The sequence below is a fragment of the Gemmatimonadota bacterium genome (assembly GCA_026706345.1).
Lineage (GTDB): Bacteria > JAAXHH01 > JAAXHH01 > JAAXHH01 > JAAXHH01 > JAAXHH01.
The window spans coordinates 22816-44411 of record JAPOYX010000139.1 but is presented as its reverse complement, the minus strand read 5'-3'; the positions used below and the strand labels follow the sequence as shown (position 1 = coordinate 44411).

The 21596-nt window shown below is 62.2% G+C and carries 22 protein-coding genes; 5 read left to right on the top strand and 17 right to left on the bottom strand.

Features of this window, described 5'->3' with window-relative positions; genetic code table 11:
- From OXG98_09010 to OXG98_08935, 16 genes are all read right to left on the bottom strand, one after another.
- On the bottom strand, window positions 1–380 hold a 380-nt coding region (locus OXG98_09010; GenBank protein MCY3772146.1), incomplete at its 3' end, for a hypothetical protein.
- Window positions 381–391: 11 nt separating this feature from the next.
- A complete protein-coding gene (locus OXG98_09005; protein MCY3772145.1) occupies window positions 392–1261 on the bottom strand; it encodes a hypothetical protein in 870 nt (289 codons plus the stop codon).
- On the bottom strand, window positions 1258–1938 hold the full coding sequence (locus OXG98_09000; GenBank protein ID MCY3772144.1) for a hypothetical protein: 681 nt from the start codon (window positions 1936–1938) through the stop codon (window positions 1258–1260). The genes OXG98_09005 and OXG98_09000 overlap by 4 nt, the downstream gene beginning before the upstream one ends.
- Before the next feature lie 5 nt (window positions 1939–1943).
- Complete coding sequence (locus OXG98_08995) at window positions 1944–2801, bottom strand: hypothetical protein (GenBank protein ID MCY3772143.1); 858 nt, start codon at window positions 2799–2801, stop codon at window positions 1944–1946.
- Between the two features lie 80 nt (window positions 2802–2881).
- The gene (locus tag OXG98_08990; protein ID MCY3772142.1) at window positions 2882–3010 is read right to left on the bottom strand and encodes a hypothetical protein; all 129 of its coding nucleotides are present in this window, start codon (window positions 3008–3010) and stop codon (window positions 2882–2884) included.
- A 45-nt stretch (window positions 3011–3055) separates the two neighbouring features.
- The gene (locus tag OXG98_08985; GenBank protein MCY3772141.1) at window positions 3056–4006 is read right to left on the bottom strand and encodes a hypothetical protein; all 951 of its coding nucleotides are present in this window, start codon (window positions 4004–4006) and stop codon (window positions 3056–3058) included.
- Window positions 4006–5808 (bottom strand): glutamate mutase L, encoded by a 1803-nt coding sequence (locus tag OXG98_08980; GenBank protein MCY3772140.1) that lies wholly within the window; start codon window positions 5806–5808, stop codon window positions 4006–4008. The genes OXG98_08985 and OXG98_08980 overlap by 1 nt, the downstream gene beginning before the upstream one ends.
- A 52-nt stretch (window positions 5809–5860) precedes the next feature.
- Window positions 5861–6154, bottom strand: coding sequence for a hypothetical protein (locus OXG98_08975; GenBank protein MCY3772139.1), 294 nt, complete (start codon window positions 6152–6154; stop codon window positions 5861–5863).
- Between the two features lie 108 nt (window positions 6155–6262).
- The gene (locus OXG98_08970; GenBank protein MCY3772138.1) at window positions 6263–7114 is read right to left on the bottom strand and encodes a phytanoyl-CoA dioxygenase family protein; all 852 of its coding nucleotides are present in this window, start codon (window positions 7112–7114) and stop codon (window positions 6263–6265) included.
- A 129-nt stretch (window positions 7115–7243) separates the two neighbouring features.
- Window positions 7244–8854: a sulfatase-like hydrolase/transferase gene (locus tag OXG98_08965; GenBank protein MCY3772137.1), complete on the bottom strand. Its 1611-nt coding sequence runs from the start codon at window positions 8852–8854 to the stop codon at window positions 7244–7246.
- 113 nt (window positions 8855–8967) lie between these two features.
- Window positions 8968–10071: a carboxylate-amine ligase gene (locus OXG98_08960; protein MCY3772136.1), complete on the bottom strand. Its 1104-nt coding sequence runs from the start codon at window positions 10069–10071 to the stop codon at window positions 8968–8970.
- Window positions 10072–10170: 99 nt separating this feature from the next.
- Window positions 10171–10605, bottom strand: a complete 435-nt coding sequence (locus OXG98_08955) for a hypothetical protein (protein MCY3772135.1) — start codon at window positions 10603–10605, stop codon at window positions 10171–10173.
- Between the two features lie 138 nt (window positions 10606–10743).
- Window positions 10744–11139, bottom strand: coding sequence for a VOC family protein (locus tag OXG98_08950; protein MCY3772134.1), 396 nt, complete (start codon window positions 11137–11139; stop codon window positions 10744–10746).
- A gap of 113 nt (window positions 11140–11252) precedes the next feature.
- The gene (locus OXG98_08945; GenBank protein ID MCY3772133.1) at window positions 11253–12266 is read right to left on the bottom strand and encodes a Gfo/Idh/MocA family oxidoreductase; all 1014 of its coding nucleotides are present in this window, start codon (window positions 12264–12266) and stop codon (window positions 11253–11255) included.
- Between the two features lie 17 nt (window positions 12267–12283).
- Window positions 12284–13111, bottom strand: a complete 828-nt coding sequence (locus tag OXG98_08940) for a hypothetical protein (protein MCY3772132.1) — start codon at window positions 13109–13111, stop codon at window positions 12284–12286.
- Complete coding sequence (locus tag OXG98_08935; protein ID MCY3772131.1) at window positions 13108–14955, bottom strand: CRTAC1 family protein; 1848 nt, start codon at window positions 14953–14955, stop codon at window positions 13108–13110. The genes OXG98_08940 and OXG98_08935 overlap by 4 nt, the downstream gene beginning before the upstream one ends.
- A 178-nt stretch (window positions 14956–15133) precedes the next feature.
- Here OXG98_08935 and OXG98_08930 point away from each other — a divergent pair, with 178 nt between their 5' ends.
- Entirely contained in the window at window positions 15134–15916 is a 783-nt protein-coding gene (locus tag OXG98_08930) for a transporter substrate-binding domain-containing protein (protein ID MCY3772130.1), read from the top strand.
- A 217-nt stretch (window positions 15917–16133) separates the two neighbouring features.
- Window positions 16134–17801, top strand: coding sequence for a CTP synthase (locus tag OXG98_08925; GenBank protein MCY3772129.1), 1668 nt, complete (start codon window positions 16134–16136; stop codon window positions 17799–17801).
- A 47-nt stretch (window positions 17802–17848) separates the two neighbouring features.
- Here the strand turns inward: OXG98_08925 and rpsT are convergent, their stop codons facing one another.
- Complete coding sequence (rpsT, locus tag OXG98_08920) at window positions 17849–18094, bottom strand: 30S ribosomal protein S20 (protein MCY3772128.1); 246 nt, start codon at window positions 18092–18094, stop codon at window positions 17849–17851.
- A 196-nt stretch (window positions 18095–18290) separates the two neighbouring features.
- On the opposite strand from rpsT, the gene uvrC reads away from it, so the two are divergent.
- From uvrC to OXG98_08905, 3 genes are all read left to right on the top strand, one after another.
- A complete protein-coding gene (gene uvrC, locus OXG98_08915) occupies window positions 18291–20135 on the top strand; it encodes an excinuclease ABC subunit UvrC (protein ID MCY3772127.1) in 1845 nt (614 codons plus the stop codon).
- 245 nt (window positions 20136–20380) lie between these two features.
- Window positions 20381–20734, top strand: a complete 354-nt coding sequence (locus OXG98_08910) for a carboxymuconolactone decarboxylase family protein (protein ID MCY3772126.1) — start codon at window positions 20381–20383, stop codon at window positions 20732–20734.
- A gap of 125 nt (window positions 20735–20859) precedes the next feature.
- Window positions 20860–21585 (top strand): TlpA disulfide reductase family protein, encoded by a 726-nt coding sequence (locus tag OXG98_08905; GenBank protein ID MCY3772125.1) that lies wholly within the window; start codon window positions 20860–20862, stop codon window positions 21583–21585.
- Window positions 21586–21596 lie beyond the last annotated feature (11 nt).

Here is a 21596-nt window from a genome sequence, read left to right as displayed (position 1 = left end):
AAATCGGAATCGAGAAACCGGGGCAGGTTGAATCCCGCCGATCCGCCGACGATGAAGGCCAGGGCCCAGCGGCTGAGCCAGGACCAGCGGTCGACCAGGCGAGTCAGGAGCAGCAGGCCGAAGACGGCGGGGATGATGTAGTAGTAGTCCGGAGCCCGGCCGGCGGCGCCGGGCACCACCCCGGACATGAGGGAAGGGAACAGCTTGCCCAGCAGGTTCGGCACCAGGTGGTCCCAGAACCCGATGGCCATCAGGTACGCGGCGGACACGCCGACGAAGAGGTGCTCGGCGAACTTGTAGAAGGGATTGTCCCGGTACAGGAAGCTGAGGATCATCAGCGTGAGGGCCGCGTCGATCCAGAGTTGCAGCGTTACGTCCATACACGGTTCCTCTAGCGCCTGCGGCCCGCCCGGTCCGCACGGCCGATGAAGTAGGCCAGGTTACCCAGCAGGACGAGCAGGACGATCAGCACGTGGGTCACTACCTGGGGTCCCATGCGCATGGTGGCTTCCATGGTCGCGTTCCGGTAGGCCGGGTACCGGTCCACGAGGGCGGATTCGTACTCCGAGGCCCCCTTCAGGCCCCCCATCAGGCCGATCAGTTGCTGGGGATAGTACGGATAGAGCTCCGGCGCCACCACGGCCGTACCGCCTCCCATAACGGGAATCCCCGTGATGTCGCCCGCGAACTGGATCCACTCCTTCAGTCCCGGGTCCCCCGCGGTGAGGCTCAGGATGATGGCGTAGTCCACCATCTCGTCCACATCCGCTGTAATGGGAAGATCGTCGAGCGGCGTGCCCTCGGCGTCGGCGTTGACCAGGGTCCTGAAGTTGACGACCATGGTATTGATCGCGCCGCCCAGGCCCGCCTTGTACCCCAGATTTACGAAATCCCTGCCGTATGTCTTGCCCGGGAACTCCACGGGCAGCAGGTTGTCCGTGATCTTCTTGATTTGTCCCACCCCCTCGGGGAACAGGGTGAAGAAGGACACCTCGTGGCCGCGGGCCATCGTGTGCCGGACGAGGGCCTTCGCCATCGGATCCAGCTCGGGGGCCGTATCGGGACCGTAATCGAAGGAAAGGAATACCCGGGAACCGGCCGGAAGGCGCTCCACCGTGTCGAAGATCGACTGGACGATGGGCGTTGGCGCATCCTGGAAGCGGGGTTTCAGGATCAGGGGGATGCACACTGCCGCGCCGATGAGCAGGAATATGATCCGCCGGTCGATCTGGAGGATGGAGTCCGGGATTCTCAAGGTCACTCGCCCCTCCCCAGGTAGTTGCGTTCAATGCCCAGTATGATGCGCAGCGAAGTCGCGATGACACCCAGGGCGATGCCGATCATGATGGCCCGCTGGCCGGCCGTATTGGGCCAGGCCATGATCCAGTTGGCCAGGTTCGGCAGTTCGAGGAATCCCAGGCTTTCAGGCATCCAGGCCGTCAGCCAGGCCCCCACAGGCGTCCTGCCGAGGAGGATGATCATGGCGGCCGACAGGAGAATGGTGGCTTCCTTCGTGCGCGCCCTGAAGGCCCGGTAGGAGGCCGAGGCGACGAAGAAGGCGAGCAGGGCGAACATGGTGGCCGACAGCGGGTTGTACACCCCGTCGAATACGAAGCGCAGCCAGGAACCCGCCGCAAGGATTTCGCCTCCCATGCCGTCCGGATTGCCCACCTTGAACAGGCCGATCACCAGTGTGATGGCAAAACCCGCCAGGGTCACCACGCTGTAGGGCCAGTCGGTGGACCGGCTGGAAACGCGTTTCAGATGAATCTTGAGCAGGCTGCCCCCGCCGAGGATGAAGGCGAAGACCGTGATGATGGCGAAGTAATCCGAAAAGCTCTCGTAGAGCGTATTGAAGGGCCCGCGCGTCACGAAGTACCCGATGATCAGTACGATGCCGATCACGAAAGTGATGATGAGGGGTACACGACGGCGCATGGGATTTACCTGAACAGCCAGAGGACGACGTCTGCTATGTCCCGCACGGTCTCACTACCGGTCAGGGACTCGGCGGTCGTCAGCAGACTGCCTGCGATAATGAACAGAATGGCGATGCCCTTGCCGGCGTCCTGCCCCTTCAGGCTGCCCAGCATGCGCGGCTCCTTGGACAGGTACGCGCTGGCGGCGAACAGTTCCTCGCCGATCAGCGTATAGTCGCAGGCCGCCACGAAAAACGGAAGTTGAGGAGGCCTCGCCGTTCCCGCGATCTGTATGGCGCCGATAGAGTTGCCGGTTTCCGCCAGGATAAGCGATTCGGCGTAGAAACCGCCCAGGTAGAAGCAGGCGGCCGGCCGTTCGCGGACGATGATGCCGTCGACGGCCGCCGCGTAGGCGAACTGTGCGTCGGACACGTAGTGAATGGCGTCCTCCTGGTACGCGTCGGGCCGTCCGGCGGACAGGTAGGACTGCTGCACCGTCTCGCGGGCCGCGCTCATGACGAGAGACTTGCGCACGGGCACGTGCAGCCTGGAATCGTATCCCGCGATGATGGTGGCCAGATGGCCCAGCAGGTTCATGGACGCGATAGTCTGGACGTCGTCCATGTCGTTCAGGCCGGGCACGTAGAGGATGGGCTTGCCCATTTCCGTGGCCCGGCCCACGGCTTCCTCCACCGTTTCCAGGCCGGCGATTTTACGTATGAACAGGGGCCGGCCGGAAGAGGCGAGGATTACGTAAAGCAGGATGGCGCCCGTCAGGATGACGCCGAGCACCAGGGCCTGGGTCCGGTCCGTGTTGAACCAGCCGGATTCGGCCGTATCCTGCGCGAAGCAGGGCAATGCCGTCGACACCAGGGTGATCACCGCGCACGCCAGGATCGTACGCATCGGCAAGATAAGAGGAAAAGCGTTTCGTGTCATACTGACGGACTCGAAAAAGACAATCAGGCCTCCACGATCTCTACGTTCGCGCGGGGTACGGTAACGATTTCGCCGTTCTCCCGGCGGGCTTCCAGTACCCTTGCCATGGCGCCCGTGGGCAGTCTCACGGGTTGTTCGGTCAAGGACGCCACGGTAACGATTTCCCCGAACCAGTGCTGGCGTATGATGCGCCCAGGTCATCGGCCCTCCGGGCCGCCGTCGCGCGGGCCCGGCCGTTCCGAAGCCCCCAGGATAGGTGCACCTTTCGCAATGATCTCGGGACGTATCACGCCGGCTCTGATCTGCGTCGCCCCGCTCATGGAAGCTTCGCGGCCCTGCAGAGACCGGATGAGTTCAAAGGTGCGTTCGGCCATGGGAAGCCGCCCGAAACCTTCGGTGACTACCATGGTCAGGCCGATTTCCTCACCGCCCGTAACGGCCACGCCGATCTGGTACCCCAGCAGGGCGCCGATATCGTGGTACTGCATGCCTCCGACCACCACGCCGGACGCACCCACTTCAATCAACTTACGCAACGCGTCAAGGGCGATCATGGATCCGCCGCACACGATCTGTCCCGAGCAGCGTTCGTCGATCATCTCCCCGGTGATTTCGGTACCGGGAGAATCGACGATCAGGCGTATAGGCGCGTGCACCTCGCCCCCGATTCCGAAGATCCCCTGGATGTATGCGCCTACCGTTTCGACCACGACGCCTTCACCGGGGAGCAATTCGGTGACCCTTCCATTGATGAACGCGTTGATACGCACCGGAGTCGACGGTTCCCGGATGAGTACCTGGCCGGTCACTTCCGATACCATCTCGATCGTACCCCTTACCGGGCAGCGGGCACTGGACTTGAGCAGGCCGAAGATCCCTTTCGACTCGGCGATCAGCTCACCTTCTTCCACCGCGTCGTCCTGTTGTTTCAGCATGCAGTCCGGTACGTCTTCGGGTGCTATGGCCAGCGCATTCGCGACATTGACGTTGTGCACCGGGCCGGGCAGATAGGTTTCCGCCACCACCGTATCGGGTTCCACCCGGTCCCCGACGCTCACCAACACCTGTCCCCGCAGGGGCAGGCGGCGCGTCTTCGGAACCACGGTCCGGGTCGACACCCGCAGACCCGATGTATAGGCATGGGCCATCAATCCGACTCCGGATAGATGTCGAGCGCGCGGTAGCCCCTCTGCAATGTCTCTGCCCTTTCGGCCGCGTCCGGCGGATGTTGAAGCGGCCTGCGGCGGGTGTCGATGATTACGCCCACCGGGCCATTACGCACCGAACGGGTGACCGCCACGCCTTTGCCGGCGCCGACGTCGAAACCACGGGAGGGCACGACCTCCAGAGTGACCTCGTCCGCCTCCCCGGTTCGGATGGCCGTCAGCTCTCCCACAATAGCATCGTGCATACTCTGGGTGTCATCCGCCGTCACCTTCACCGTCACGCAGGGCGAGCCCGGCGAGCCGTTGCCCACGGGCGCGATGCAGGGGCCGAGGTGGACGAGGCAGTCCCGGTCGAAAACCTCCAGCGCCGCGGTTTCATGGACGGTGGAGAGGACGCCCAGGTGGGGCATCATGAAGATGCTGTCGACCGCCAGGCTCGTGATCCCCTCGGGCTGGAAGGCGTCCACCATCATAAGCGCCGCCTGTGAACGTCCCGGCGCGTGGGAAAGTACGCCTCCGCTGCCGATAATCAGATCCAGATTCATCAGGTCGACCAGTGTCTGGCCGCCGGTCTGCTGTTCGAACGTGTCCGAGATCGTCCGTTTCTGCTGCACGCCTTTCAGTTCCACGGCGAACTGCCTGTGCTGTTCGAAGGCCAGCCGCAGCGCCTCGCGGGCGACGGCCTGTTCGATGACCAGTTCCTCCATGGTCTGCGGGATGCTGGTGGGGCGGATCATCTTGTTGCCGAGCCGGTCCTTCAGGTCGGCGTCGGACATCTCAAAGGGAAGCCACCGCGATATGGCATCCAGTCCCGCTTCCGTCAATACGTTGGAGATGCTGTAGCTCATGCCGAGATTGGCGCTCACCGTCCGGTTGAAGGCACCGCCGAAAACGGAAAACACGTCGGTGGTCGCGCCGCCGATATCCACGCCCATGACGTCAATTTCGGCTCGATCCGCGACCACCCGCACCATCCGCCCGACGGCACCCGGCGTGGGCATGATGGGCACGTGCGTCCACGCCATCAGGTCCCTGTACCCGGGCGCCTGGGCCATCACGTGTTCCATGAACAGGGTATGGATCCGCTCCCGGGCCGGACCCAGGTTCTCCGCCTCGAGCACGGGCCTGAGGTTGTCGACCTGGCTGAGTTCCGTTCGCTCGGCCAGAATCCGGGCGATGTCTTCGCGGGCGTCGGAGTTTCCCGCGTAGATGACCGGAAGACTGTAGGCGGCGCCCAGCCGGGGCCTCGGGTCAGCGGCCGAGATCAGTTCGGCCATTTCGACCACGTGGGACTTCGTACCGCCGTCCACGCCCCCCGAAAGCAGGATCATGTCCGGCCGCAGTTGCCGTATGCGCTCGATGCGTTCGTGGGGCAGACGCCCGTCGTTGGACGCCAGGGTTTCCATGACGATGGCGCCCGCGCCCAGGGCCGCCCGTTCGGCGCTCTCGGCGGTCATACTCTTGACCACGCCGGCCACCATCATCTGAAGCCCCCCGCCGGCGCTGCTCGTCGAGACGTAGATGTCCACGCCGCGGTCACCATCGGCGGGCGACACGATCCGTTCTCCGTCGAGGATCTCGCGGCCGGACTGTTCCTCCACCTCGCGCACCGCGTTGAGCACGCCCCGCGTGACATCCTCAAAAGGCGCTTCCACGGTCGTAGGCGCCTCCCCCCGAACGACGAGGCGGTACGAACCGGAACGGCGCTCGATCAGGATGGCCTTGGTGGTCGTGCTGCCGCAATCGGTGGCCAGGATGACCCCGATATCCGCTGGAAGGGACATGGGCACCGTCTACGTCGCGCGGAACGCGGGGCGCCGGGGCGTCGCCGCGATACTAGGATGCATGGTTGTCCGCCTCGGAAGCGTGATGCTCGATGCGCTGGATCAGGAACTCCACGTTCTCCCGGCGCTCGATGGCCTCGGCGATCCGGTCGTATTCCGACGTGTCCACTACCATGTGGATGAATGGACTCAGAAAGGCCATGAACTGGCCGCCCAGGAAGGAAAGGGGTTTCATGGATTCCAGGAACAGGATCGCCGGCGCGGTAAGTTCACGGGCGACCACGGCCTCGGCGATCCGGTCGAGCAGGGCCTGCTGTTCCGCCAGGAACTCTGTTGATTCACGCAATGTATTGATCACCTTGCTGCGGCTGACGCGGCTGGGGCTGACGTGGCTGCGATTGGCACGACTGCGGATGGCGCGATGCGCCAGGTCAGTCTGGCCGGCATTGCCGCCTCAATTTACCACGTACTTCCGGCCCGCGTGGTTGGCGATCCATTCGCGCAGCGGGATATCTTCGGGAAGGGGCGAGGTAAAGCCGTGACCGCCCGAAGGTCCGTCCCCCAGGAGTTGCCTGCGTATGGGGTCGCAGCGGTCCATGTAGTGACCCACCGTCATGTTGTCCCTCGGACGCAGCCAGCGGTAGCTGTAGCCGTAGAACATCACCTTGCGGGTGATTTCGGAATAGTTGATGCCCGAAGCGTGCCATAGGCGGCGATCGAAAAACACGGCGTCGCCGGCCGCGGCCCGGATCGGAACGGCGCCGTCCGGATCCCGTTCGGCGTCATCGGGTAACTCGATCACGTCGCTCCTGTGGCTGCCCGGAATGGCGTGGAAGTTGCCCCGGTCGTTCGTCGTGCAGTCGCTCAGGAAGAAGGCCACTTTTAGCGACACCCGGGGCCGGGGCGTGGTCTCCAGGTCGATATTCAACCGGCCGCTGTCCTGGTGCCAGCCCAGACGCCGTTTTTTGGGTTTCTGATCCGCCGGCCATGATGGCGATACGATCAAGTGGGAATGGTACAGTTGAATGTGCCAGCCGAGAATGCCCCAGACCTTCGGGAAGGTCTTCGGCCAGTCGAGCAGTTCCAGCAGCAGATCGTCCCGGCCGATGATGTCGAAGTGATTCTTGATGCTGTAGGGCCCGCCTCCCATGTTGGGACGTCGTTCCGCGTCGATGCGGTCTGCGATCCGGTCCAGTGCTTCCACCATGTCGCCCGGCAGCACGTTCTCCACGATGAAATAACCCTGTTCATCGAAGAGGCGCCGCTCTTCGTCCGTCAGGCGATTTTCAAGACAGGAAGGGTCCATGACATACCTCCCGGCACGGTTTCTCGAGAAGGGATTCTGGACGGTATTTTAAGGGATACACGGCGCACAGGTCAACCAAAACGGGAGCAGGTGGATAAACGCGCGGTATCCTGTCACGGCACCTGGTGCTCACACCTCCCGAACTACGAATCTCGCCTGGACCTCGGGACTTTCCCTGTACCCGACGCGTATAGCCCGCGCCCTCACCAGGTACTCGCCGGCGTCAAGACGCAGCGGTTCGGTGTACAACAGCCAGTGGGGGTCGTCCCCGGCCTGCAACGTATAGGCAATAGACGCAGCCTGCGTGGCGCAGTGAAGCTGTACCAGCACGGGGCCGTCAAACGAGCCGCCCGCCGTTACCGGTTCAATTCCGGGACTTTCCGAACATATGGGTATGAAGACTACGGGAGCGGTCTCGGGCTGGCGACCGTCCGGATACCAGTTTCCGACCATCTCGCTCTCGGGAATCCGGCCCATGTCGCCCACCTCGTCGAGCCATGCGTCGAGCGCCCTGCGCATCCGCTCCAGGTCGTTCCCGACATGCGGATCCCCGGCCAGATTGCGTATTTCATGCGGATCCGCCTCCGTGTCGTAGAATTCCTCTACGGGTCTCGGGTACCGGAACAGGGCCGACTGCGCTTCGTCCAGCGCGCCTTCCAGGTGCAACCGCCAGATTTCCTGCATGATCGGATGGCGGTTTCGATAGGGGAGCCAGGAAAGATAGGGCAGGTCGGGACGATAATTCCGGATGTACTTGTATCGGCCATCCCGCACGGCCCTGACCATGTCGTAGGACACGTCGTGCCTGTCGCGGCTGGCGAAGACATACTCGCGCGGCGGTTGGGCCTGTTGCCCGAGAAACGCCCGGCCCTGGACGTGGCCTGGAATCTCCACGCCGGCCAGGGACAGCATCGTGGGTCCCAGGTCGATCGTGCTGACCAGGTCTTCGCATACCCGCCCGCCTTCAAGGTCCGGCCCGCGCGCGATGAGCGGCACGTGTATTCCCGCGTCATAGGGCCAGCGCTTGCCCCGGGGCAGGGGGCCGTGGTCGCTCCAGTTGAAGACGTACGTATTCTCGGCGATCCCATCTTCTTCCAACTGGCCGAGAATGGCACCGAATTCCCGGTCGTTGTGGGCGATATGCGTGTACATGCGGGCAAGGGCCGTCCGGACCACCGGCGTGTCGGGCAGGTGGGGCGGCGGCTCGATGGCATTGGGATCGAACTCGGGTGCTGGGCACTTCTCCGGCCACATCCCGCTTTCGTGGCTGCGCATGAGGTTGAAGACCGCGAAAAAGGGCTGCTCCGGGTCGGGCCGGTTACGCCAGTGGGCTTGCTGGCCAAGGTCGTCCCACGCCGTCAGCGGCGGCTCGAACTGGTAGTCGGTCTTGAAGTTGTTCGTGCAGTAGTACCCCGCCGCCCGCAGGTACTCGGTGAAACACTTGACGTAGTGGGGCACCACCGCCGAATAGGGTGTTGGCATCTCCGGGGTATCGGGGTGAGTATGGGTGGTCCGCATGTGATGCGTGCCGATGGAGGTGGCGTACATCCCGGTTATGATCGCCGAACGGGCCGGAGCACATACGCCTGACGTGGAGAAGCAGTTCGTCCACCGGCATCCCCGGGCCGCGAAACGGTCCACGTTCGGCGTACGGGCCACCGGATCACCGTAGCAGCCATAGTAAGGACCAGTGTCCTCGAAGGAAATCCACAGGATATTGGGTCTGGACCGGGAAGGCACGGGGTCCCTCTCATTCCTTCCGTATGGAGTAGATAAAATTCACCTGTTTAATGACAATTGGCCAGGCACGGTTGACAAAGTCGCCCGCACGGATATCAGCCCGCCCCTGTGGATCACAGTCCGGCTATCGTCTCTTCGGCCAGTTGATCGACGACCGCCTTCAGGTCACCGGTTTCCGCATGGGTCCTGAGTTGCCGGTCCGCGCTGCTTCCCCGCTCGAGCATGACCCGGATGTACTCGATCTCCTCCCGGACCCCGAGGGGATCCACGACGTCGTCCACGATATCCAGCAGTTCCTCGATGAGGAATCGCAGGGGCACTTCCTCTTCCTTGCCGAAGTCGACCAGGTTCCCGTCCAGCCCGTCCTTGATCGCGCGCCACTTGTTCTCGGCCACCAGGTCGCGCCGGTAGTACCGCCATGACTGGTTCTCGCGGCGCAGCGTGATCAACTTGGCCGTCACCGCCCTGACCAGGGCCACGATGGCCACCACTTCGTCGATCTTGGTGATGCAGTCGCAGATCCGCAACTCGAGCGTGGGAAAACGGGGATGGGGCCGCACGTCCCACCAGATCTTTGTGGGCTCGTCCATGCAGCCGGTCTTGATCATCGTCTGGATGAAATGGTCGTACTCGTCGGCCGAGTTGAACCGATCGGGTATGCCGGTCCTGGGCAACTCGGAGAACACGACGCTCCGGTAGGATTTGAGCCCCGTGTTGTCGCCCATCCAGAAGGGGGACGATGAAGAAAGGGCCAGGACGTGGGGCATGAAATAGCTGATCTGGTTCATGGTGTCGATGCGCAGTTCCCGGTCGGGTAAGCCGACGTGGATGTGCATGCCGAAGATGAGCAGGCGGCGGGCGACGTATTGCAGGTCGGCGACCAGGCTGCGGTACCGGTCTTTTTCGGTGACTTCCTGCTCCTGCCAGCGGGAAAAGGGATGGGTGCCGGCCGCCACGATCCGGTGGCCGCTCTTTTCCGCGATGTCGGACACCATGCTCCGGAGCCGGGCTATCTCCTTCCGGACTTCCTTGATGTCCCTGCAGACCTCGGTACCCATTTCCACCTGGGACTGAAGGAATTCCGGCTTGACCTGGTCGCGAAAGACCCGCTTCCCCTTTTCGAGAAACTCGGAGATGTAGGAGGTCAACTCCCGCGACTCGGGGTCGATGATTTGGTATTCCTCTTCAACGCCGAGGGTCATTTCTTCTACGGTCATGGTACGAGCCGCCTCAAGTATCCGGGGTCCGGTCTACGGACCGCTGGTAGTACTACCGCCGGTTATCCTGCTGACTGCTACGGGTTGACTGCTACGCTTTTAGTACTGCGCGCGCGACTTCCGCGATCCGAACCAGACGCCCGCGGCTCCGATCAGCGGGTTGAGCCAGTTGAACCATGCCGGATGGAGGGCGCCCGCGGTGGCCTCCATCATCGAGAGGTCGTCGGGACGCGGTCCCGCCGGCATCTCAACCGGCATCAGGGCCCTCACCACCCCAAGCACGATTACGAGGCCGATCAGGATCGTGGCGGCCCTGGTATCGTGCGCGACCCTGGCACAGACTTTTCCGCCGGCACACGCCCCCACGAAGCCTAGCACGAGCGAGCCTAGCGCCCAGCCGGCGGGTACTTCCCACGAACCCGGCTGGAAGGCGTGCGTGGGTCCCACCGCCACCCACAGCAGCGAGAAGAGTACGAAGAGTACGGCGGCCATGGCAATGTAGCCGACGATGGCCGCGAGGATGTTCCTGAGCATTATGTTCCTCCCGGAAAACGAGTAGTGTCGACCAACGAGACCTGAGCCTGAAGTAGGCACGAGTTTCCAACGAGGTGTGAACTTGTCGGCGCTGGAGGCAGGCCCTCGAACCAGTTAGTCGACGGGGCTATGCGATCGTCACGCTTGATCCTTCTCTTCCATAATCTGAATCAAGTTGCCGCATGTATCGTCGAAGATGGCGGTAACAACACTCCCGGCATCCGTTGGCGGCTGTACGAATCGCACACCCTTTGCCACGAGACGCTCGTGTTCGGCTTCGACGTCGTCGACCGCGAAGCAGGTCCAGGGGATACCGTCCTCCACAAGGGCCTGCTTGAACGGACGCACCGCGGGATGGCCATCAGGCTCGAGCGCCAACTCCGTCCCCTCCGGAGCTTCCTCGGATACCACGGTAATCCAGGCGTATTCGCCCAAAGGAATGTTGTGCTTCAATTGGAAGCCAAGCGTTTCCGTGTAGAAGCGAAGCGCTTTCTGCTGGTCATCTACTACGACGCTGGTCAGGGTGATTCTCATTGCTCGATGCCCTCCTCTGTTGCGTTTGAAGTGTTCTCGTCTGTTGTGCCTTTTACATGATTCATTCCCAGTTTAAAGTCTGGGCTGCGTTTTCAATAAGCAAATCGGGAGGACTATCCGGAACTCAAAACAACGGGCTGTCCCGAGTCAATGGATTCATGTACGGCGTCGATGACCCGCATGTTGCCCAAGCTGTTCTCAGGTGGAATCCGGTGCGGCCGACCGGACTCGAGACATTCGCAAAGGTGCCGCAGTTGATTGGTGAATTGAAAGACCGGGGCGAATCGGATGGTTCTTTCTTCCCCGTCGTTTTTCCTGATTACCAGCGCGACCGGGTGATCTTCGTTGTTCCAGGCCATGTCCATCCGCATGTAGCCGTCCGTACCGTACACCTCGAACTCCTGGGATCCGTAGAACCTGAAAGAAAAGGCGCACTGCGCGCTGATCTCGTCGGGGAACTCGAGTTGCGCCAGGACGGACTCGGGCACCTGGGACCGCTGGCCGTAATGGCCGCGCGCCTGGACACGGTCCGGTTCACTTCCCGCAATGAACCGTGCATGATGGATGCAGTAACATCCCAGGTCGTAGGTGGCTCCTCCGCGCTTCTCCCGGTTGAACCGCCAGTTGTAGTCCGGTCTCAGGTTGCCTGGATCCACTGCCGCGGTAAAGGTACTGCGGATCAACTTGACCCGTCCGATCTCGCCGGCTTCGATGAGCTCCTTCGCCCTGATATGGCACGGGTGGTGGCGGAACTTGAAGGCCTCGGCGAGCAGGACGCCGTGGTCCCGCGCGGTTTCGATCATGGCTTCGCACTCGGCCGCCGTCGAACTGATGGGTTTTTCGCAGAGAATCGCCCTGACCCGGCCTGTCCGCGCGGCCCGGATACTGAGATCCGCGTGTGAATCGCCCCAGGTACAGACGGACAGGATGTCGATTTCCTCTTCCTGCAACATGCGCTCCAGGTCGGTGTAACGCCGGGAGACCCCGAAGGTCTCGCCGAACCGGTCCACCGCCTCCTCCGAGACATCGCAGATCGCGGCGAGTTCCGCTTCGGGCGCCTCCCGGGCCGCCCTGCCGTGACAGTGTGCGATGCCGCCCACTCCTACGATGCCCACGCTGAGGGCCATGATGTTCTCCCGTTCGTTCAGTCCGAACGTTTCAAATCAAATACCATCGCCGCCGGTCCCACCAGAAACAAGGCATAGAGTGGCGCGTTCACGATTTCAAACAACCGCAACATCATTTCGGCCAGCGCCACGAGAAAAGCGACCCCGATCCTGCCGCCGCGCGAGGAGACGGAGGTGGCGGGATCCGTGACCATGAAGAAGGCCATGAGCTGGTACATGGGGCCGGTGATAGGCGCGACTTCCGAGAGGAAAGGGGCTCCGGTTAACAAAGACCGCACGTAAGCAAGCGCGACGAACGACACGGCGTAGGTGAAGGTCACGTGAAACCGTTTCGCCCGCCAGAGGATGACCGATCCCAGCACCCAGATCACGGCCATGGCCCACAGGTCGTTTCCCCACTGCTCGCTCAGGGCGGCCACGGTCCCGGGCGCCGCGAAGAGCACCACGCAGATACCCAGATTGGACGGATTCCACAGGTGACGCCCCCGGTAGCGAAGGACATACTTCGACATGATGGAAAGCAGGCTGGCGATGGCGAAGGGCCACAGGTAAAGCGACCTCAGCAGTATGCCGCAGCTGATCCCGGTGATGTACGCGCTCGCGGGATTGAGCCACCTCCCCGTCAACAGGTGGCCCAGGGCCAGCTCCGCCGCCAGGGCCACGGCGATCGCCGTAAAGAGCTGCGACAGGTCGTGGAGGATACCCACGTACATCTGGCCGAGGACCAGGATCAGGGTAATCAGCCCGGACGACAGGTAGCGTGGATCTATATGGAGACTGCCGCTCCCCTGCGGCCCGTCGCTTCCCAGAGTCTCGACCGCCGCGGCCTTCGATTCGCCCATCATCCCTCCGGTTCCATCACCGTGTGAAGCCGGTTCAGTTCAGGACGTTCCAGCGTCTGTGTCGTCCCGCTCGGCCAGCGGATCTCAACGCGTTCGACCACCGTGGCAGCGCCAAGGCCGAAGTGCCGCCTGCGCTGGCTCTGGGCGGCGAATCCGGCCCCGGCCGTCACGACCTGGAGCTGTTGCCGGCCGTCCCAGAATACCCGTATCTCCGCGCCGATAGCGCTTGCGTTGCTGCGGACGCCCCGCAGTTCGACGGCAATCCACGCGTTCTTCAGCTCGACCTCGTTTCGGTACAGGATCACAGGGCCGTTTTGATTGGCCACCACCAAGTCCAGCACGCCCCGGTTGAAGAGGTCGGCAAAGGCGACCCCCCTGCCGTCGTACCGGTCGTTTACGCCGACGGATTCCGCCACGTCGTAGAAGCGCCCGGTTCCGTCGTTCAGGTACAGCCTGGACCGCTCGAACCCCGAAAGGCTCTGATCGCCCATGGGCGCCCAGTTCCTCACGTCCTGGAAGATGTTGTTGTTGCCCATGGCGACCCGCGACATCTCGTACCAGTAGTCTTCCTCCGGATCGGCCGATACGAAACCGTTGGTGACGAACAGGTCCACGAAACCGTCGTTGTTCAGGTCCCCGAACTGTGCGCCCCAGGCCCAGCCCGCATCGGCAATTTCACCTTCCGCGATGTTGACCATCCGGCCGTTTTCCGCGATCAGGTTGCGGCGGAGATTGTTCCCCTGGAACAGGTAGCCGCGCTTCGAGATATTCGTCACGTAGACATCCGCACGGCCGTCATTGTACAGATCGCCGAAGGCCACGTTCATGCCGCTCTTGGAGGTCTCCTCCAGCGAGGTACCGGCGGGCTGCTCGAAACGCTTCCCTTCAATATTGAGGAGGAGCACCTCGGGACCGTAATCGTTGGCCAGGTACAGATCGGGCCATCCGTCGCCGTTCAGGTCCGCCGCACCGACGGACATGGTCCACCGCGTGCAGTCCGCTCCGTAGGCTTCCGTCACGTCCTCGAAGCGGCCGTTTCCCCGGTTCAGGAAGAGGTAATTGTGGCCGCCATTGTTTGCGTATTCGAAACTCTCCTGCATGATGCGCGTCGTCGTAACCTGCCACAGGTCATGGACTTCCGAGAAATATCCACCCACGTATAGATCGATCAGGCCGTCCCGGTTGAGGTCCGTCCACACGGCGCTGTTGGCGTTCATCCACCGGTCCAGCCCGGCGACGCCGGTCGCGTCCTCGAAGGTGCCGTCGCCCAGGTTTCGGTACAGGCGCTGACGGCCCCACATGTAGATGAAGACGTCCTCGAATCCGTCATTGTCGTAATCCCCCCACACCGAGCCCATAGACACGCCACCGTCCCCGTTCACTTCGGCCAGACCGGCCTCCCCGGCAACCTCCGCGAAGCTTCCGTCGCCCAAGTTCCGGTACAGGACGTTCGGCGAACCCTTCCGGCTGCTGGTCACGTACATGTCCTGCCACCCGTCGTTGTCGAAATCCACGACCGAGACGGATGCCCCGAGAGCCGAGATGTGGGGCATGATTGGGGCGAGCTTCGGATCGAGCTGCGGTTTTGCATGGACGAAGTCAATGCCGGCCGCCGCCGTCGCATCTGTCAACAGGAACCCGTACCGCCCCGGGTTTGCCGCGTCTGTCTCACGTACGTCTGGCTCGCGTACGCCTGTCTCGCGCGACAGCCATCGGTCGAGGAAGAAGGGGGAAATAATCAGAATGATGAACAGCGCGGTAGCCGATGTCCGTATCGTACTGGAGGGGGCTGGTGACATGGCCTGAAGGGACAAGATATTCAGCGGGTGGACAGACGGGTATGGCACGTGAATTCCGAATGGTCCAAGTGCCGATTCAAGGTAGAAGCCTGGCACTGGCCTGTCAAGATGCATTGACACGCCGGACAGGAAGCACTATAAACTCACCGACAGCCTGACCCGCGGGTCGATCGAAGTTTTCACGGCGAATCCTACCCTACTGGAGTGATCAATGAGGACTTTCCCTATGCGCGCCATCCCATCGCTTCTTCTGCTTGCCTGCCTGTGTACCCTTTCGGTGCACGTCCACGCCCAGGCCTCCCTGCTGGACCGGATCCAGGAACGGGGCGAGATCCGGATAGGTACGACCGGCGACTACAAGCCTTTCACCTATCTGAATCCGGAGACCGGTACCTACGAGGGCATGGACATCGACGCGGCGCATCGGCTCGGCGAAGCCCTCGGCGTGAGCGTCCGGTTCGTGCCCACGACCTGGAGCAACCTGACCGAAGATACACTGAACGACCGGTTCGACCTGGCCATGGGCGGCATCACCCGGACGTTGACGCGACAGAAGGACCTGGCCCTCACCGACCCCTATGTCACCATCGGCAAATCGCCGCTCATCCGGAAGGCCGACCGCGAGCGTTTCAAGAGCCTGCAGGACATCGACCGGCCCGGTGTCCGGATCGGCGCCAATTACGGCGGGACCAACGAAGCCTACGTCCGTGCCAACATCAGCCAGGCCACGATCGTCATGTTCGAGAACAACCTGGACGTTCAACCGGCCGTGGCAGCCGGTGACGTGGACGTCATGTTCACGGACAACGTGGAAGCGGTGATCTACGCCAGGCAGAATCCCCTGCTTTACGCCCTCGACCCGGACAAGCCGTTGACCCGCGAGGACCTCGGATACATGACCGTCCGCGGCGACCAGCCCTTCATCAACTACCTGAACCTGTGGCTGTACCAGATGGGGCAGAAGGGTACGCTGGACGGACTGAGGAGCAAGTGGATCGGGGAGTACTGATATAGGGTTTTTAACATAATTGTATTGCGATTTCGCCTTTCCCGTCCTATCTTAGGTGCGGCCTTATTCAAATCCCAAATCCTGAACAAGGAGCGAGTCTTTGGCCGGTGCCCCGGACTATAGCGACGATGTATTTTTTGATGACGTCGACCTGGACGCCCACAGCGCCAGCACGGTCGATTCCGAGGCCATCGAGTTCTTCCCCACCGATTACCGCATCGGACGGACCAAGTACATCTTCGTCACCGGCGGTGTCATGTCCGGCGTGGGCAAGGGCGTCTTCAGCGCCTCCCTCGGACACCTGCTCAAGCACTACGGATTCACGGTCTCCCAGATCAAGATCGACGGCTATCTGAACCAGGACGCCGGCACCATCAACCCCTACCGCCACGGAGAAGTGTTCGTACTCGAGGACGGCACCGAGTGCGACATGGACCTGGGCACCTACGAACGTTTTCTCGACGATAATCTGAACCGGAACAACTACATCACCTCCGGCAAGGTGTACCGGATCATCCTCGACAAGGAACGCCGGGGCGAGTACCTGGGACGGGATGTGCAGGTCGTGCCCCATGTGACGGGCGAAATCAAGAACCTGATCCGGACCAAGGCCCACGAGGGACCCTACGACATCCTGGTCGTGGAGGTCGGCGGCACCGTCGGAGATATCGAAAATATCCATTTCATCGAGGCTGCCCGGGAAATGCTCTACGACGAGGGACGGGACAATGTCCTGTCGGTCCACGTCACGCAGGTGCCCTATAACGAGTCCGCGGGGGAACTCAAGACTAAACCCACGCAGCACAGCGTCAAGGCGCTCCTGCAACTGGGCATCCAGCCCGATATCGTGGTATGCCGTTCGGCCATCCCGCTGAACAAGAGCGTCCGGCAGAAGATCAGCCTCTTCTGCAACATCGCCGAGGATCGCGTGGTCAGCAGCCCCGATACGGATTCCATCTACCGGGTGCCCACCCTGCTCGACCGCCAAGAGACGGTTCAGATCGTTGCCGAGAAGCTCAACGTCAATCTCCCGCAGCGTACCGATCAGCGACCGCAGATGTTCGACATTTATCTCAAGTACTTGTCCAGAAGCCACCCCGAAATACGTATCGCCATAACCGGCAAGTACACGGCCCTGCACGATTCATACGTGAGTATCCTGAACGCCCTGGACCACAGCAAGGTCAGCGTGGGTGTGGATGTCACCACGGAGTGGATCGATACGACGGATTTCTCGGCGGACCAGCCGCTCGACGCGGGCATGCTGGACGACATCTCCGGCATCATCGTGCCCGGTGGCTTCGGCGAGCGGGGCGCCGAGGGAAAGATCCGGTTCATACAGCACGCCAGGGAGAACGGCCTGCCGTTTCTGGGCCTGTGCTACGGATTCCAGCTGGCCGTGGTGGAGTTCGCGCGGAACCAGTGCGGACTGCTGAATGCCGCCCACGCGGAATTCGACGCGGAGGCGGAAACGCCGGTCATCTACCTGCTGCCCGACCAGCGCAAGCTGGCTGGAATGGGGGGCACGATGCGGCTGGGCGGACACGAGGTGAAGGTGAAAGACGGCACCGAAGCCCACCGCTGCTACGGATCGGATACGGCCGTGGAACGATTCCGCCACCGGTACGAATTCAACAACCAGTACAGGGAGCTCATCGAGCACAAGGGCATGGTGTTCTCCGGCATGACCCCCGACGAGCAGATCATGCAGATCCTGGAAATCCCCACGCATCCCTTCTTCGTAGGAACCCAGTTCCATCCCGAGCTGACCAGCCGTCCATACAGGCCTCACCCCTTGTTCAGGGGACTGGTACAGGCAGCTTTGGACTATGTGGATTCAGTGGAAAACCGGCAGGTGGCCATGCAGGCCGGACAGGCGGAATAGCAGGATATGACCCGTCCGGTCGGCCTGGCCGCTAAAGGGAAACGGGCCTAGCTGGCCTGCTTCGCCAGCCTGGACTTGATGCGGTCGGCGGTCCGCCGGTGCATCACGCCGCGCTTGACGGCTTTATCCAACCTGGAATGGGCCTGGCTCAGGAGCCCGGGCGCCGAGTCGGCGTCCGAATTCCCGCGCAGGCGCTTGATGGCGGTACGAAGGGCGGATTTGACCGTGGCGTTACGGTGCTGGCGCACGGCTTCCTGACGTAAACGCTTCTTGGATGAAACGAGGGTCGGCACTTTTACTCCCTTTATGATCTGAATCGCTGTAACACCGAATGGCGGGCTGGCCTATCGCGGCCTGCCTTGACGGTTCGCACAAAACCAGCACCATATTACCTGGCGGGTACCCAAATGTCAAGGTTAAATTGACCGCTTTGGCATGATTGCAAGTATCGGCAATCCCGCCGGAATCCGGAGAGCAAACGAGCTTCCCATGACAGTCCAGGCAGTCCAGCGAACGCAAATCAAAGAAAAGCTCAAGTCGCTGCCCGGCAAACCGGGCGTTTACCTGATGAAAGACGCGCGGTCGCGCATCATCTACGTGGGCAAGACCCGCGCGCTGCGCCATCGTATCCGCGCGTATTTTCAGAAGAACCGCCCCATGGACCCGAAGGCGGTCGCGCTGGCCAGCCGGATCCGCGACTTCGACTACGTGGCCACCGAATCGGAAGCCGACGCGCTCCTCCTGGAAGACCACCTCATCAAGGAACACCGGCCCCGGTACAACGTGATGCTGCGGGACGACAAGTCCTTTCCCTTCATCATGCTGACCAACGAGGCCTTCCCCCGGGTCGTCGTGACGCGCAACGTCCGGCCGGACGGGGCCCGGTACTTCGGACCCTACACCAACGTGAAGGCCATGCGGAGGACCATCGATCTGGTCCGGAAAGTGTTCCCCCTGCGCACCTGCCCGAGCGCGAGGGCCTGGCCCTCCATGGACCGGCCCTGTCTCGACTACTACATCGACCGCTGTCCCGGACCGTGCAAAGGCCATATCGACGAGGAAGGCTACGGCGAGATCATCGACCAGGTGTGCCAGTTTCTCTCCGGCAGGACGAAGGATCTGCTGAAACAACTGAAGGAACGCATGGCGCTGGCGTCGGAGCAACTGCAGTTCGAACTCGCGGGACGCATACGCGACCAGATCATCGCCATCGAGAAGACGACGGTCCGCCAGCGGGCCTTTACGAGCAAGGAAGTGGACCGGGACATCATCGGACTCGCACGAAACGGAAACGACGTGTGCGGGGCCGTACTCCAGGTAAGAGAGGGCAAGCTGCTGGGCAAGGAGCACTTCTTCCTGACGGCGCCCGAGGAGGCCACGGAACCGGAAACGCTGGGGGCCTTTCTGACCCAGTATTACCTCGCCGCGCAGTTGTGGCCCGACGAGATCCTCCTCACCGGCGAGCCGGAGGGTATCGAAGCATTCAGGGAATGGACGGCCCGGAAGCGCGGTTCGAAAGTGGACATCGCCGTGCCCCGGCGCGGCGACAAGGCCGCCATGGTCCGGCTGGCGGTCCAGAACGCGGAACTGCAACTGAACACCCACGCGCTGAAGCGGGCGGAATCCAGAGTCCGCCGCAGCATCCCCGCTTCGGTCGCCTCGCTGCAGGAAACCCTCGGACTTGCCGTGCCGCCGAGGCGCATCGAGACATTCGACATATCCAACATACAGGGCTCGGACCCGGTGGCCTCCATGGTCTGTTTCGTGGACGGACGGCCCCGCAAGACGGACTACCGGAAGTTCAAGGTCAAAGACGTGATCGGCCCCAATGATTTCGCCATGATGCAGGAGGTGGTCGGCCGCCGCTACCGGAGACTGCTCGACGAAAGCAAGCCCCTCCCCGACCTCGTGCTCATCGACGGAGGAAAGGGGCAGCTGTCCAGCGTCCGGCAGGTCCTGAACGAACTGGGCCTGGTCGACCTGCCCGTCATCGGCCTGGCGAAAAGACTGGAGGAAGTCTTCCGGCCGGGACAGTCCGAGCCGATCGTCATCCCGCGGTCCTCACCGGCCCTTAAAATGCTCATGCAGGCCAGGGACGAAGCCCACCGGTTCGCCGTCACTTTCCACCGGCAGCGGCGGGGCAGCCGCATGATCCGGTCCGAACTGGACAACATCCCCGGGGTAGGACCGAAGCGAAAACAGCAGTTGATTCTGGCGTTCGAGTCCGTGGAGAAGATCAGGAAATGCACCGAGGAGGAACTGGCGGCGGTAAAAGGGCTGGGCAAAGAGGCGGCGCGGAGAGTGTACCGGTATTTCCATCCGGAAGTATCTTGAATGGTCCGGTCCGGCCTGTGCCGGGCTGGAAGCGCGGCTTGGCGGTGCACGGAATCAGATTGCGCGGGAGGAGGAAGCTGCTTAGTATGTCTGTAACCGTGTCCGGGTTTAAGTTTGAATAATCCGGCGCGATTTTTGAATACTCCAATGGGTTCAGGTGGGCAGGATGGCAGCCGGATCGTTTTTGATACTTTGACAGATGCCTGACGCCTTCGCATCGGCATCGGGTTCCGGAGGATATATACGTGGGCAAGGTTCTCAGGTCGTACGAGTTGCTGGAAGAACGGATGAAGGAAATCTACTTCGATTTCTACCGGGAGACATACCGGGAGGGCACTGCGCTCGACAACAAGACCAAGGAACTGATCGCCATAGCCGCCTCGCTGAGCGCGGGATGCCAGAACTGCCTGGAAGGTCACCTCAAGAAAGCCATGAAGTACGGCGCCGACGGCGCGGAGATCCGGGAAGCCGTGGCCATCGCCGTGGGTGTGGCGGCCGCCACGATCGTGGACCGCAGCGACCTGGCGAATTTCGAGATGAATTTCAATGAACTGCTCAAGAAAGCGGCCAAGGCCGAGAAGGCGGGCAGCAAGGCCTGAGATACCAATGCCCGGATCGGGTCGGATTCGCCGATCCGGGCACTCGCTTTACGGCGATCCCGGGTGTTGATGCTAATAAGGCACGCGGCTGAACAGAAAACGATCTCTCTGAACTGGAGGAAAGTGTGAAAAGCGTATCTACGACGTTCTTGTGCGCCTTGTTTGCCGCGGCAACCGTCCTTTCCACTGTGCAGGCGCAGACCGGGGACCAGGACCAACAGCCCCTGTCCGACGACGAGCAGAAGATCGTCGCCTACATCATGAAGCAGGTCTCGGAGTCCAAGGCCGGCAAGCCGAACTTCGGCCCGGAAACGGCCATGGCCGTGTACAAAGAACTCGGGATCCAAGTCACCCCGAACATGGTGCCCCGCATCCGGGCGGCCGTCGTGACCGAGTTGAAGGCCATCGAGGCCCGGCTCATGCTGAAGGAAGGCAGCGCCGCACCCGATTTCAACCTGCCGGTCCTGGGCGGCGGCGAGGCCAGTCTTTCCGCCTTGAAAGGGAAGGTGGTCGTAGTGAACTTCTGGGCCACCTGGTGTCCGCCCTGCCTCGTGGAGATGCCGGTGCTGAACGAGCTCTACGAGACGTACAGGGACCGGGGGGTCGAGGTACTCGGACTTTCACTCGACGAAGAGGGGCTTCCGGTCACGAAACCCTTCGTCGAAAGGCTGAACGTATCCTATCCCATCGTGGAAGCGGACCGGAAGACCTACCAGGCGTACGGCAACGTGCTTACCATACCCCACACCTTCGTGATCAATCGCGAAGGCACCGTCACGAAACGGTTCGTCAACAACCAGACGAAAGACGAATTCAAGGCCGCGATCAAGGCGGCGCTGGCGGGGAAGTAGGCGGGGCAGCA